Source organism: Sorangium sp. So ce1153 (assembly GCF_051521595.1).
Lineage (GTDB): Bacteria > Myxococcota_A > Polyangia > Polyangiales > Polyangiaceae > Sorangium.
Window position 1 is genome coordinate 1,660,506 of record NZ_CP150361.1, and the last position, 13,546, is coordinate 1,674,051.

At 72.5% G+C, this 13,546-nt stretch carries 10 protein-coding genes and 1 pseudogene; 5 read left to right on the plus strand and 6 right to left on the minus strand.

Going from position 1 to position 13,546, the window contains the following annotated elements:
* Positions 1-63 precede the first annotated feature (63 nt).
* Positions 64-2,826 (minus strand): DUF2961 domain-containing protein, encoded by a 2,763-nt coding sequence (locus WME85_RS05875; protein ID WP_437835934.1) that lies wholly within the window; start codon positions 2,824-2,826, stop codon positions 64-66.
* 290 nt (positions 2,827-3,116) lie between these two features.
* On the opposite strand from WME85_RS05875, the gene WME85_RS05880 reads away from it, so the two are divergent.
* Complete coding sequence (locus WME85_RS05880) at positions 3,117-4,337, plus strand: ADP-ribosylglycohydrolase family protein (RefSeq protein ID WP_437835937.1); 1,221 nt, start codon at positions 3,117-3,119, stop codon at positions 4,335-4,337.
* A gap of 52 nt (positions 4,338-4,389) precedes the next feature.
* Here the strand turns inward: WME85_RS05880 and WME85_RS05885 are convergent, their stop codons facing one another.
* The 3 genes from WME85_RS05885 to WME85_RS05895 are packed head-to-tail and all read right to left on the minus strand — an operon-like array spanning position 4,390 to position 7,851.
* Positions 4,390-5,331 (minus strand): ABC transporter permease, encoded by a 942-nt coding sequence (locus WME85_RS05885; RefSeq protein ID WP_437835939.1) that lies wholly within the window; start codon positions 5,329-5,331, stop codon positions 4,390-4,392.
* A complete protein-coding gene (locus WME85_RS05890; protein ID WP_437835942.1) occupies positions 5,328-6,830 on the minus strand; it encodes a sugar ABC transporter ATP-binding protein in 1,503 nt (500 codons plus the stop codon). Before WME85_RS05890 ends, WME85_RS05885 begins: the two co-directional genes overlap by 4 nt.
* Before the next feature lie 7 nt (positions 6,831-6,837).
* Positions 6,838-7,851, minus strand: a complete 1,014-nt coding sequence (locus WME85_RS05895; RefSeq protein ID WP_437835944.1) for an ABC transporter substrate-binding protein — start codon at positions 7,849-7,851, stop codon at positions 6,838-6,840.
* 178 nt (positions 7,852-8,029) lie between these two features.
* Between WME85_RS05895 and WME85_RS05900 the strand changes: the two genes are divergently transcribed.
* The 4 genes and pseudogenes from WME85_RS05900 (at position 8,030) to WME85_RS05915 (ending at position 11,712) form a co-directional block, all read left to right on the plus strand.
* Positions 8,030-8,812, plus strand: coding sequence for an alpha/beta hydrolase family protein (locus tag WME85_RS05900; RefSeq protein ID WP_437835946.1), 783 nt, complete (start codon positions 8,030-8,032; stop codon positions 8,810-8,812).
* A gap of 74 nt (positions 8,813-8,886) precedes the next feature.
* Positions 8,887-9,696, plus strand: coding sequence for an aminoglycoside phosphotransferase family protein (locus WME85_RS05905; protein WP_437835949.1), 810 nt, complete (start codon positions 8,887-8,889; stop codon positions 9,694-9,696).
* A 42-nt stretch (positions 9,697-9,738) separates the two neighbouring features.
* Positions 9,739-10,077, plus strand: a pseudogene (locus WME85_RS05910) (helix-turn-helix transcriptional regulator); the annotation flags it as partial.
* A gap of 165 nt (positions 10,078-10,242) precedes the next feature.
* Complete coding sequence (locus WME85_RS05915) at positions 10,243-11,712, plus strand: hypothetical protein (protein WP_437835951.1); 1,470 nt, start codon at positions 10,243-10,245, stop codon at positions 11,710-11,712.
* Positions 11,713-11,800: 88 nt separating this feature from the next.
* On the opposite strand, the gene WME85_RS05920 is transcribed toward WME85_RS05915, so the two are convergent.
* Both WME85_RS05920 and WME85_RS05925 read right to left on the minus strand, forming a co-directional pair.
* Complete coding sequence (locus WME85_RS05920; protein ID WP_437835954.1) at positions 11,801-12,442, minus strand: glutathione S-transferase family protein; 642 nt, start codon at positions 12,440-12,442, stop codon at positions 11,801-11,803.
* 200 nt (positions 12,443-12,642) lie between these two features.
* Positions 12,643-13,425: an AraC family transcriptional regulator gene (locus WME85_RS05925; protein WP_437835956.1), complete on the minus strand. Its 783-nt coding sequence runs from the start codon at positions 13,423-13,425 to the stop codon at positions 12,643-12,645.
* Between the last annotated feature and the right edge of the window lie 121 nt (positions 13,426-13,546).

The following is a 13,546-nucleotide window of genomic DNA, read 5'->3' on the forward strand; positions in this document are numbered from 1 at the left end:
GCGCGGCCAGCGCGCGCGTCCGTCGGCGACGAGGCCCCCTCGGGCGCGACCCGGGGCGGCGGCTCAGAGCCCGAAGAGCTCCTGGAGAAACACGCCGCCCTTCCCGGGCCCCGCGTGCGTGAAGAACAGGCGCCCCGCCTCTTCCACCCACTCGGCCGCGTGCGCTCGCAGCCGGGCGACGGGGCGCGGCGGGAACGCGAACGGCGAGCGCGCGCGGTAGACGAACGTGGCCTCGTCGTGGACAGGGTAGCTCGTGACGGTCAGGTAAAACCACCCGTCCCGCTCGAACACGAACGGAGACTCGGTGTGGCCGCTGTTCGGCATCGCGGTCTCCGGCCCGAGCGTGAGCGCCATCGCCGGCGGGCTCCAGTCGACGAGATCCAGCGACGTGCGGTAAGCGACGCCGCTCCGGCGGCTCTCCAGCGACGCGCAGCGCGTGTAATAGACCACCCACAGGTCGCCGAGCCGGACCAGCATCGGATCGCGGGCGACGCAGATATCCTCGAAGAGCGTCCCTCCCAGGCGGGTCCAGGTGAGACCGTCGCTCGACCGCGCCAGCCGGAAGGCGGAGCGGTCGGGGTCGGGCGTGCCGACATGAAAGATCATGGTCAGCCTGCCGTCGCGATCGCGGACCACGTGCGGGGCCCAGATCCAGCGCTCGTCGGCGAGGGCGCGGGTGGAGAAGCGCTCGGGCGCCAGCGCGAAGCTCGGCGAGGTGGCCTCGACCCAGCGCGCCGGCCCCGGCCCGGGCGCGGTCGCCAGGACGAACGCCCGCTCGTCCCCCGGCTGATACGACTCGGCGTGGAAGATGCCCGTGAGGATCCAGCGGCCGTCGGGGAGCTGCACCATCGAATGGTCGTTCACGTAGAACGGGCCCCCGGGGAGGCTGCCCGCGTCGAAGATCTTCACCGCGGGGCCCTGCGTGAGCCGCGGCTCGGGAGGTCCGGAGAAGAACCGCAGCGTGTAGCCGCCCTCGCTCCACGGCGCGGGGGAGCCCGTCGCGTCGATCTCGAGGACCGGGCGCTTGTCTGCGCCGCCGCCGCACTGGCCGGGGGCCACGTCGATCCAGAGCGCGTCCTCCGCGAGCGGCCGGACAGGGTTCGCCTGCATCTCGTGGAGCGCGCCGACGTCCCGCCCGTCGAGCCGCACGCGCGCCGTCTGCGGGGCCTTCGCCGCGGAGTACGCGCGGAGGAGCAAGATCCCGCGCGCCCCGGGCGGGCAGTCGACCTCGATCCGGGTGGTCCCGCGGCCCTCGCGGGGCTGGAAAGGCCGCTGGAGCGCCGTGCGCTCGGCGTCGAAGGCCGAGGGCGGGAGGGGCAGACTCCCGCGGATAGGCACCGCTTGCTCGCCGATCACCCGGTGACCCGAGAAGGCGTAGGAGAGGCCCAGCGAGCGCACCCGCAGCGGCGTATAGGCGCCGGTCGGCCCGGCCTCGAAGCCGAAGCGCATGCCGGACCGGCTCACGATGGGGTCGGCCACGTGCAAACGATACAAGGAATGGATGAATCGGGCTTTCTTCCACTGATTCTCGGGATCGATGACGAGGAAGCGCAGCAGGCCGCTGAACGGGTTATGGTGCGCGCCCAGGAAGTAGTAGCCGCCGTTGTAATAGTCCTCGGTGCCGGTCCCGATCTGCAGGGGATACGACATCCCGTCGGTCCGGATCATCTCGTCGCCCTCGAGGTAGAAGCGGTCGCCCGGGCGGCCGCCGCTGAGGTGCTCGAGGAGGGCGACGAGCTGGAGCGGCTCGTCGCTCTCGAAGACGGGCATCGTCGTCTCGCGCCCGGGGGCGGCCTGATCGCGGTACTGCGCGAGGAGCCGCACGCCGGGGCGGGCAGGCGCGAGAGCGACGGCCGCCTCGACCCGCGCGAGCGACGCCCCGGGAGCGGCCTCGAGCGAGAGCGCCTCTCCGTCGTGCAGCGGGATGGGCAGGCGCGTCGCGAGCCTGCCGGTTCCCGTGGGGTCGGGCGCCCAGGCGGCGTGCAGCGCGCTCCGGAAGGTGGTCCACCCGCCGTCGGCCTCGTCGCTCGCGCTGGCCAGGCCGAAGAAGAAGGACGCGGGCACGGGCGGCTGATTCCCGATCTTCACCTCCAGGTCCTTCAAGCTGGCGGCGGGGATCCGGACATCGAGACCCGATACGGTCGCGGGGCCCGTCGCCAGGACGAGCGGGGCGCCGGGGGTCGGGGCCTCCCCGGGCGACGGGGAGGGCAGGGCGGCGGTCCAGTCCTCGCTCATGAACCGCGCGAGCTCCTCGGACGTCGGGCCCGCCGCGGCGCCAGGGCCCTCGCGGTAGGTGACCTGGTAATAGATGGGAACGCCCCGGAAACGGACCTTGGCCTCGCTGGACCAGGCGAATGGGACGTAGCTGGTGAACGCGCCCGAGCTCGCGTCGACGCCGAGGGTGAGGGGCGCCTTCCAGGGGCCCCGGCCCTCGAAGAAATCGCGGGTCGAGCCCCGGAAGGCCGTGCGGCCGTCGATCTCGATCCAGATCTCCTGGCCCGGCTTCTCGAGCTCCGCGCGCGGCGCGGTCATCCAGATCCGCGTGATTCTCCCCTCGCCGCGGGCATGGAACAGCACCCGGTGCTCCCCCTCGAGCGCGACACCCGCGCGATATCCATCGTCGTTTCCGCCCGCGGGATCGTGCGTTGTCACGCTCCGGGTGACCCACCCGGGGTGAAACGAGAGGAGGTGCTCCAGCACCGGAGAGATCGACGCGGCGCCCGGGAGGATGGCGAATGACGCGCCGAGGTAATGGCCGACCGCGCGGGAGACGAGGAGGTCCAGGCGCGCGCCCGCGGCGCGCCGGCCATGATCGGTGGCACTCATGATCGTGATCTAAGGTTGCGGGCGGCGCCGAGGGAGCGGGCCCGACTCGGCATCTCGCTTGCACGATCGCGCAGCGAGGCCAGGCGCGACCCTCCGGGCGCGCGTCCGAGGGGTAATTCATGCGCACTCGCGGCGAAAGGCGCCCTGTTCGAGCAACGCCCCGCGTCGGGCCTCGTGCGCGCACGTGCGGCCTGCTGCTCGCGTTCCTCGCGATGACGCCGCTCGCGGGCGCAGGCGACGCGCCGCGCCGCGCGCTCGCCGCGCCTGCGGAGCGACGGGACGCCCCGGGAATGTCCAGAAGGACGCGGACGCAGCTCGATCGCGCGGCGTACGCCGAGCGGCTCCGCGCGATGTGGATCGGCGCCTGCATTGCCAACTGGACGGGGCTGCGGACCGAGGGGGTCCGCACCGAGCGCCCCTTCTTCACCGACGCAGACTGGGGAAAGCCCCTTGGCCGCGACGGGGCGCGGATCGACTTCGTGCTCCTCGACCCCTGCCTGGCCGACGACGACACCGACATCGAGTATGTCTACTTGCACCTCATGACCGAGGCGGGGACGCTCTTCCTCTCTCCCGAGCAGATCCGGGACGGGTGGCGCGCGCACATCAACGATTTCATCTGGGTATCGAACCGGCGGGCGCGCGACCTCATGGAGCGAGGCGTGCTGCCCCCCGCCACCAGCGATCCGGCGCTCAACCCGGAGTCGCTCCAGATCGACGCGCAGCTCACCACGGAGATCTTCGGCGCCCTCGCGCCCGGCATGCCGGATCTCGCGCTGCGGATGGCCGACCTCCCCATCCGGACCACCGCCCGCGATCACGCCGCGCACGCCGCGCAGTTCTACGTGCTGCTCTTCTCGCTCGCGGCGACCGTCGATCCGGAGAAGCCGCGGCGAGAGGAGATCGTCCGCATCGTCCGCGAGGCCAGGAGCTACCTGCCGGACGCGTCGGAGGCCGCCGACGTCATCGACTTCGTGCTCTCCGCGGCGCTGTCGGTCGAGGATCCCGAAGACTGGGAGAGCGTCCGCGACGCGATCGCGCGCCGCTACCAGGAGCAGGCCCCGGCGCACGGCTTCGTCTACCGAGGGTTCACGGAGTCCGCGATCAACCTGGCGACCGGCACGCTGGCCCTCCTGCTCGGCGGCGGCAGCTTCCGGCGCACCGTGCAGATCGGCACCCTCGCCGGGTGGGACTCCGACAACGGCACCGCGACCATGGGCTCGCTCGTGGCGCTGCTCGGCGGGATGGCGGAGCTGCGCCGGGCCTTCCCGGGGGCGCGTCTGTCCGAGCGTTACCGCATCCACCGCACGCGCCCCACGCTGCCGGACCGGCTGCCGGAGGACAGCGAGGCCGAGGATACGTTCGCGGCGATGTCGGGGCGGATGGTCGCGCTGGTCGATCTCGCCGTGCGGGAGGAGGGCGGCCAGGTCGAGCCGACGCGGTGGGTGATCGCCCGCCGCGCCTCCTCGCCCGGCACCGCCGCCCCGCACGGGCCGCCGCCGGGCCCGTGAACGGCGACGGCGCCGCGGGGCCGCGCTGAGCCACGCGCGTGGGCGCGGGGCGTCAGCGCGCCGCCGCGCGGGCGCGACGCGCGCGCCGCACCTTGTCGACGGCGACGGCGACCACGATGATCGCGCCCGTCGCGATCTCCTGCACCCAGCTCGGCAGCCCGAGGTGGACGCCGCCGGTCCGGATGACCGTGATGAGCAGCGCTCCGATCACGCTCCCGGCGATGCTCCCCTCGCCGCCCGAGAGCGGGGCGCCGCCGATGACGACCGCCGCGATGACCTCGAGCTCGAGGCCGATCGAGTCCGTCGGGTCGCCCACCGTCAGCGTCGAGAACTCCATCACGCCCGCGACGCCGGCGAGGAGGCTCGACAGCGTGTACACCGCGATCTTCACGCGCCCCGTGTCGATGCCGCACAGCCGCGCCGCGGCCTCGTTGCTGCCGACCGCGAACACGTGGCGCCCGAAGCGCGTGAACGCGAGCACGGCGAAGACGAGGAGCGCGAGGGCCAGCGTCAGCCACAGCCCGGGCGCGGCGAGGTCGGCCGAGAGCAGCGCGTCGAGCCCGCGCGGATCGGCGTCGATCTTCTGCTCGGACGCGAGCCCCTTCGCGGCGCCGCGGAGCGCGCTCATCGTGCCCAGCGTCACGACGAAGGGCGTCATCCGCGCCCGCCCCACGAGCGTCCCGGTGAGGACGCCCGCGAGGCCCGCCGCCGCCGTGGCGGCGAGCGCGGCCGGGAGCGCCGGCACCCCCGCGCGCAGGAGCTGCGCGAGGACGACCGTCGTGAACGCGACCAGCGAGCCCGTGGAGAGGTCGATCCCGCCCGTCGCGATGACCAGGGTCATGCCGACGGAGCAGATGCCGACCACCACGGTCTGCCGCGCCATCGTGAGCAGGTTCTGGCTGCGCAGGAACGTGTCGGGCGTGAGCGCCGCGAAGAGCGCGTAGACGAGCAGCAGGGCGACGAGCGGACCGACCCACGGCGGGCGCTTCTTCACGAGGAGGCCTCCAGGAGCAGCGACGCTTCGGTCCACGACGACGCGGGCCGCGGCGGCCCGAGCGTCCCTCGGCGGAGGACCGCGATGCGATCGCACGTCGTCACGAGCTCGTCGAGCCGGCTCGACACGAGCACGATGGCCTTGCCGGCGGCCGCGAGATCGCGGAGCAGCGCGAGCACCTGCGCCTTGCTCGCGACGTCGATGCCGCGCGTCGGCTCGTCGACGAGGAGCACGTCGACGTCCTCGCGGAGCAGGCGCGCGAGCTGGACCTTCTGCTGGTTGCCGCCCGAGAGCTCGCCGGCGCGCTGATCCGGCCCTCCGGCGCGGATCGCGAGCGCCTCGATCCAGCGCCGCGCCTCCGCGAGGAGCGACCCCGGCGCGGCGAAGCGCGGCGCGCGCGGCGAGAGCCAGATGTTCTCGGCGATCGAGCGGCCGAGCATCAGGCCCTCCCCGCCGCGATCCTCGCTGAGGAGGCCGACGCCGCGGGGCGCGCGCAGCGTGACCGTGCCGCCGCGCTTCGGGTCGAGCCCCGCGAGGACACGGAGGAGCTCCGTGCGCCCCGAGCCGACGAGGCCGGCGATGCCGAGGATCTCGCCCCGGCGGAGCGTCAGCGAGGCGCGCTCCGGCCGCTGCACGCCGGAGACGTCCTTCGCGTCGAGCACCACCTCGCCGCCGCCCGCGGGCGCCGCCTCGGGCGCCGCGCCGTCGCGCGCCTCCTCGAACGCGCGGCCCAGCATCTCGCGGACGATCTGCGCCGGCGCGGTCTCGCGCGGGTCGCCCTCGCCGGCGACGCGGCCGTCGCGGAGCACCGTGTAGCGGTCCGCGTGCGCGGCGACGTCCGAGAGGAAGTGCGTCACGAGCAGCACCGCGAGCCCGGCGTCTCGCAGGGCGCGGACGCGCTCGAAGAGGCGCGCGGCGTCCTCGTGGCCCAGGCTCGAGGTCGGCTCGTCGAGGACGAGGAGCCGCGCCGCGAGCCGTCCGCCCTCGCGGACGCCGCCTTGCGCGAGCGCTCGCGCGATCTCGACGAGCTGCTGATCGGCGACGCCGAGCTCCCCGGCCGGCGCGTCGAGCGGCACGCGGGCCGGGTCGGCGGCGACGAGCGCGATCGCCTCCCGCGCGACGGCGCGCGCGCGGGCGCGGTCCCGGATCCCGAGCCGAGCGCGGGCGGCCGGCTCGATCCCGAGCACCACGTTGTCGGCGACCGTGAGGTGGGCGCAGAGCGTCCGCTCCTGCGGGACGAGGACGACGCCGGCGCGGCGCGCGCGTTCGGCGGACGCCGGCGCGTACCGCGCTCCCCCGAGCAGGATCGCGCCTGCGTCCGCGCGCTCCATGCCGAGCAGGATGCGCGTCAGCGTGCTCTTGCCCGCGCCGTTCTCGCCGAGGAGCGCGTGGATGCTCGCGGGCAGGACCCGCAGCGAGACGCCGCGCAGCACCGCGTTCGGGCCGAACGCCTTGGCGAGGCCCGTCACCTCCAGCAGGGGCGCGCGCGCTCCGGCCACGGGCCGCTCACTCCCCGAGCCACCGGGCGAGGTCGGGCTTCACGACCTCCATCACCGCCGGATGGTCGAGGTCCTGCCGCGTGACGACGCGCGCGCCGGTGTCGATGCGCCGCTCGACCCGCTCGCCGCGGAGGTGCGCCGCCATCGTCTTCACCGCCTGGTAGCCCATGGTGAACGGGTCCTGCACGACCAGCGCCTCGATGTCGCCGTCGCGCAGCGCGCCGAGGAGCTTGTCCGACGCGTCGAAGCCGACGAATTTCACCTTCCTCGCGACGTTCGTCTTGCGGAGCGCCTGGAGCATGCCGAAGGTCGTCGACTCGTTCGGCGTGAACACCCCGGCGATGGTCCCCTCCGCCGCCCGCTGCGCGAGGAGCAGGCTCTCGCTCTTGTTGAACGCCGTCTCCGTCGTCGCGCCGCCATACTGGTTGTCGCTCGCGACCGTGACCCCGGGCGTCGCGCGCACCGCGTCGAGGAAGCCCTTCTCGCGGTTCTGCGTGCTCGCCGAGCCCTCCTGATAGCGGAGCACGACGACATTGCCCTTCCCGCCGATCGCCTTGACGAGGTGCTCTCCCGCGAGCCTCCCGGCCGCCAGGTTGTCGGTCGCGACGAAGCTCACGTGCTCTTCGCCGGCGAGGTCGGAGTCGAACGCGACGACCGGTATCTTCGCCTGCGCCGCGGCGCGCACCGGCGCCTTGAGCGCGGCGTCGTTGAGCGGCGCGAGGACGATGCCGGACACGCCCTGCGCGACGAAGCTCGAGACGACGTCGATCTGCCCCTTGAGGTCGTCCTCCCGGAGCGGCCCCTTCCAGACGATGTCGACGTCGAGCTCGCGCGACGCCTTCACCGCGCCCGCGTGAACGCTCTTCCAGAACTCATGGGTCGTCCCCTTCGGCACGACGGCGATGCGGAGTCGAGCGCCGCGCTGCGCGCCAGCGTCCGTCGACGTCGCGTCCGAGGGCGTCTTCGAGCACGCGGCGAGGAAGGCGGCCGCGAGGGCGCACGCGAGGACAGGAATGCTCATCGCCGCGAGAGGATAATCGATGGATCGCGGCCGCGCTCGCAGAGGCGAGCGATTCGATGGCTCGAATCCGACGGAGACGATCTCCAGGAGCTGCGCGATGATCCGATGATGCGAGAAGGCGGTTCGAGGATCCGATGTGCTGGTGGGGGAAGAGCCGGAGTGGTCGATAGGGTGATCCATGCGACGGTGCGCCCGCGCAAGAAACGACCGGACCGAGGTGCGCCTCGACGCGCGGCCGCGATCCATGGCATGGACCGTCCCCATGGCCGAGCGCACCGTCTCCATCCCGATCCCTGGCAGCAGCCCTGTCTCGGGGGTGCTCCACGCCCCGAGGACGCGGGCGAAGCGCTCCGGCGTGGCCGTGGTGCTCGGCCACGGGGCCGGCGCCGACATGCACGCGCCCCTCCTGGTCGACGTCGCCGGGCGGCTCGTGGCGCGCGGGCACACCGTGCTGCGCTTCAACTTCGTCTACAAGGAGCTCGGCCGGAAGGCGCCCGACCGGCCGCCGCTGCTCGAGAAGGCCTACGAGGCGGCGATCGCGCGGGTGCTCGAGGAAAAGCCGGAGCGCCTGGTGATCGGCGGCAAGTCGATGGGCGGGCGGATCGCGTCGCTGCTCGCGGCGCGCGGCGTCCGCGCGGACGGGCTCCTGTTCCTCGGCTATCCGCTCCACCCTGCGGGCAAGCGCGCCCCGCTCCGGGACGCGCACCTCCCCGCGATCCCTGCGCCGCTCTTGTTCCTCCAGGGCACGCGCGACGCCCTCTGCGATCTCGCGCTCCTCCGGCCCGTCCTGAAGCGTCTCAAGAAGCGGGCCACCCTGCACGTGATCGAGGGCGGCGATCATTCGCTCGATCTGCTCAAGTCCGCGGGGCGGACCCGAGAGAGCGTGCTCGAGGAGGTCGACCTCGCGATCGACGGCTGGCTGAAAGCCCGGGTCTGCGCCCCCGGCCCGAAGAAGAGGTGAAGTCGCCGGCCCGCCGTGCGCTGGCGGGCTCCCTCGTCGAGGCACTGCACCTTCCTCAGCGCGCACCGAGGCCGATGTTCGACACGTACCTGCACCGATGGAATCTCATCCCTGATGGCGAGCCCATCATCACCTGGAGCGGACGCCTGCTGCCGGTCCGGCGCGCGGGCGAGCCCGCCATGCTCAAGCTGGCCTTGCACGAGGAGGAGCGCTTCGGGGGCTTGCTGATGGAGTGGTGGGACGGCGACGGCGCCGCGCGCGTGCTGGCCTGCGAGGGCGACGCCATCCTGCTGGAGCGCGCGCAGGGGACGAGGTCCCTGGCCGAGATGTCACGCAACGGAGAGGACGACGAGGCGTGCCGCATCGTGTGCGCCGTCGCGGCTCGGCTGCATGCGCCCAGGGCGCGGCCGCTTCCGGAGCTGATCCCGCTGACGCGCTGGTTCCGGGACCTCGAGCCCGCGGCGGCGGCCCACGGCGGCATCCTCGTGCGCTGCCTCGAGGCCGCCCGCGCCCTGCTCGCGGCGCCTCGCGAGGTCGTCGTGCTCCACGGCGATCTGCACCACGGCAACGTGCTGGACTTCGGCGGCCGCGGCTGGCTGGCGATCGACCCCAAGCGGCTCGTGGGCGAGCGCAGCTTCGACTTCGCCAACCTCTTCACCAACCCGGACCTGGCCGATCCCAGCTGCCCTGTCGCGACGGAGCCCGGGCGGTTCTCACGACGGCTGGAGATCGTGGCCGAGGCGGCGCGTCTCGAGCGGACGCGCCTGCTGCGCTGGGTCCTCGCGTGGACCGGCCTGTCGGCGGCCTGGTTCCTGAAGGACGGCGGCTCGCCCGCCGTCGACCTGCGCGTGGCGGCGCTGGCGGCCGCGGAGCTGGACCGATGATGGCGGGTGTGGAGACTCGCTCCCGGCAGGCGATACACGCGGGATCCAGCGTTTCCCTGGACCTTGCAGGCGCTGGCCGCGCGAGCTGGTATGTCGCGCTCGATCTTCGCCGAGCGCTTTCGCGAACGGGTAGGGGAGACGCCGATCGCCTACCTCACGCGCTGGAGGATGATGCTGGCGGGAGAGAAGCTCATCCGAGGTCGTGACACGCTGGCGCGAATCGCCGGGTCGCTCGGCTATGACTCCGAGCACGCGTTCAACACGGCATTCAAGCGCGTCATGGGCGTCTCCCCGAGGCGATACGCCCGAGCCGGATCCGAAGAGACCTCCGGTCGCCGAGATGCGCCAGGTAGCGCGCCGGAGGATCTGCCGGAGCGGTAGGTTTATTCCCGCTGGGCGTATACGTGGGGAGCGTAGAAGGCGCTCGCGTGTCCGTGATAGCTTCGGCTCATGGTGATAGTGGTCATCGGGCGTAGCGGTAGCGACGGCCGTGCGCTTCGGCACCGGCGGGGGCCGTCCGCGCATTGGTTCCTCGCTGCGGCGCTCGTGACGGTCGCGTGCAATGGGAGGGTCACGCCAGGGATCGGTGAAGAGGAGAACGCTTCGGCGCCGAGCGCCGGCGCGGACGAGGGCAGCGCGCAAGCTACAGGCGGTGGGCCAGCGATCGCGGCGGCCGGCGGCTCGGGCGGCTCCAGCGAGGAGCTGGGATCGAGCGGCGCCACGGGGGGCGCGGCCGGCGCCAGCACCTCGGGGGGCCCGGGCGCGGGAGGTGGCGACCCCGGCGTCGGTTTTCCTTCGGAGGACGGCCCCGGTTACAGCGTCGTGTTCCCCGGGGGCGGCGTCAACGACAGCCTCTATGCGGCGGCGCTCGACGCAGAGGGGCGGCTCGTGGTCGGCGGCGGTGCGGATGGCCCCCTTTCGTTGGGCGGCGAGGACCATGAGGGCGCCGTGCTGCTGTGGCTCTCGCCGACCGGCGAGCTCTTGCAGGCCAGGAGCTTCGGCAGCGCCGGTTACGACACGCAGGTGAACGGGATTGCTCCGCTCGCCGACGGGTCGATCATCGCAGTCGGCGCTTACCGCACCACGGTCGTCATCGGCGACGAGACGTGGCTGCCCACGAACGCGGATTGGGGCCCCGACATGTTCGTGATGAAGGTGGCGGCGGACGGCGAGGTGGTCTGGGCGCGACATTTCGGCGGTGTCGGGTACGACTGGGCGGAGAGCGCGACCGTGGCGCCGAACGGCAACGTGTACGTCGCGGGTTACGTGAGCGGTGCGATCGACTTCGGAGGCGGCGTCCACGACACCGGCGGGGACACGGCCTTCTTGCTGACGCTCGACGCCGGCGGCAATTACGTCGCCAGCCAGGTGTTCTCCAGGAGCGGTGATCTCGACGCGTGGCCCATGACGAATGCAACCGGAATGGCGCTCGGCAGCGACGGGACCGTCTGGCTCACGGGATACGCCAGTCAGCCGCACGGCTTCGGCTCGTACCTGGCGCAGCTCTCACCGGCCGGACAGCGCTTGACCGGCAAACCTTTCGGCGATGATGGTTACATGCTGGCGAACGACATCAACGGCGCGACGGGCAGCGGCACCCTGATCGTCGGTTACATGAACGGGACGGCCGATTTCGGCGGAGGCTCGCAGGACACGGGCGGCTCCACGAAGCTCTTCGCGGCTCGCTTCGGCCCCGGCGGCGAGCCGCTGTGGAGCTCCCTTCTGGGCGGCGCGGCCGACTACTATGCACGAGCCTCCGCCTTCGCGGCTGACCGTGGCGTGTTCATCACGGGCAGCGCCTACGGCGCTGAGGAGAAGCCGATGCTCGTCCGCTTGACCGCCGACGGCACGCCGGGCGAACCGGAGGTCTTCGACGCTCTCGGACGCTTCTTCGCCGTCTGCACGGGAGGAGAGCACTCCGTCTACCTCGCCGGCCAGCTCGACGGTCCCGGCGACTTCGGCTTCGGACCCGTCGACGGGCAGCGCGACTTCGTCGTGGTGCGGTTGGTCAGGTAGCTGGCGCCGAGCGCGCGGTGAAGAGCGCGCCCGGGCTCGGGCCCGGGGTGGGGCGGGGCCGCCGTGGTGAGCGGGCGTCGACCCGGGTTCAGGTGAGCAGAGGAGTCAGGTCCGGGTCGCCCTTGGCCATCGCCCGCCGATAGGCGGGCCGCGCGCCGATGCGCTGCAGATAGGCGAGTATGTTGGGATAGGGCGCGAGATCCACCGGATGGAACAGCCGCATCGTGGTGAGCGAGAAGACGCTCATGATGTCGGCCGCGGTGAACTCGCTCCCGGCGAGATGGTCGGTCTGCCCCAGTCGCGCCTCGATCAGCGCGAGCACCTGGTCCAGTCGCCCCTGCACCGACGTCTGGACCGGATGCTCCGGCGCCAGCCCGCACCGCCCCACGAGCATCGAGCGGAGCATCGCCGGCTGGAGGTTGCCGTTCGAAAAGTGGAACCAGTAGAGATAGGAAGCGAAATCGGGGTGATCCGGCCCATGCCGCAGGCGGCCGCGGCCGTACCGGGCAAGGATGAAGTCGACGATCGCGGCCGACTCGGCCAGCAACATTCCGTCGACCGCGATGAGCGGGGCGGCGCCGAGCGGATGCAGCGCCTTCAGCTCCGGCGGCGACAGGCGCGTGACGGGATCGCGCGTGTATTTCTCGAGAGCGTAGGGGACGCCGAGCTCTTCACAGAGCCAGAGGATCCGCTCCGATTGGGAGTGACCGAGGTGATGGATCTTCAGCATGGATCCTTCCTTGCGAGAAGCGTGGAGACAGGCGCATTCAGCTCAGCGACCTCCAGCGGAGGTGCGCGAATGCGAGTGAATGCGAATCGCATCCATCAAGCTCACGCCTCTGAACAGTAGCGCCGCCGGGTCGCCCCGGAACCGCAACCGCGCGCTCGGAAGCCGCAATCCGCCGCGCGACACCCCTGGGTGAGGGGGCGCTAGCGGCGGCGGCGCAGCTCCGAAGGCAGCACGCCAAATCGCTCTCGAAAGCGCTCCGCGAACCGAGATGGCGAGTCGTATCCGGATTGCTCGGCGACGATGGCGAGCGGTCGCTCGGTTGTCCACAGGAGCACGAGCGCATGATCCATCCGGATCTCGAGCAGCAGCTGCTGGAATCCCGTCCCCTCTCGGCGCAAGTGACGCTGTAGCGTGTCGTCGCTCATGCCCAGTCGCCGGGCGACGTCCGGCAACCGCCACGGGTGGGCGGGCCGCTCGCCGAGCATCCGCTTCAGCCGCAGACGGACATCGGAGGCCGCGACGAAGGGGTCGATGCCTGCCTCGCCGAGCCACGCGACGAGCTCGAGGAGGCGCGAGCGCTGGACGGCCGCGGGAAAACCTCGCTCGAACGCCTCCAGGCAGCGCGTCAACGCCGCGTCGAGCTCTTCGTGCTCGGCGACGCGGAGCTTGCGGACCTCCTGGGGCTCGCGCGCCTCCGCGCGAGGCGGCAGGTAGCGAGCGAGCTCGAACGACAGGATGACGCCTTCCGCCTCGTAGGCCCCCTGCGCCGGGACATTGCGCACGTCGACCCGAGTCCCCGCGGGCAAGTAGAGCAGCTCACCCGGCCGCGCCTCGAGGGACTCGTCCGCGCGGCGGAGCTGCTTCTGACCCTGCAGAACGCGCACGATCGCCGGAGAGCCCCACTCGACGTCCGCGAAGAGAAGATCCGTCTCCGTCTGCCTCACGCGCAGCGGCGACCCGTGGCCGACCGTCGCCTCGGCCACTCGCGGCCGTGCGAGCCGCCCTCTGGCGTCCGCGTCGGTCGATCGCGCTCGTGACCGCGTCATCCGGGCTCGCTTTCGGTCGACGCTTCGAGCGGCGCCAGCTGGTCGGTGTCGCGGAGCA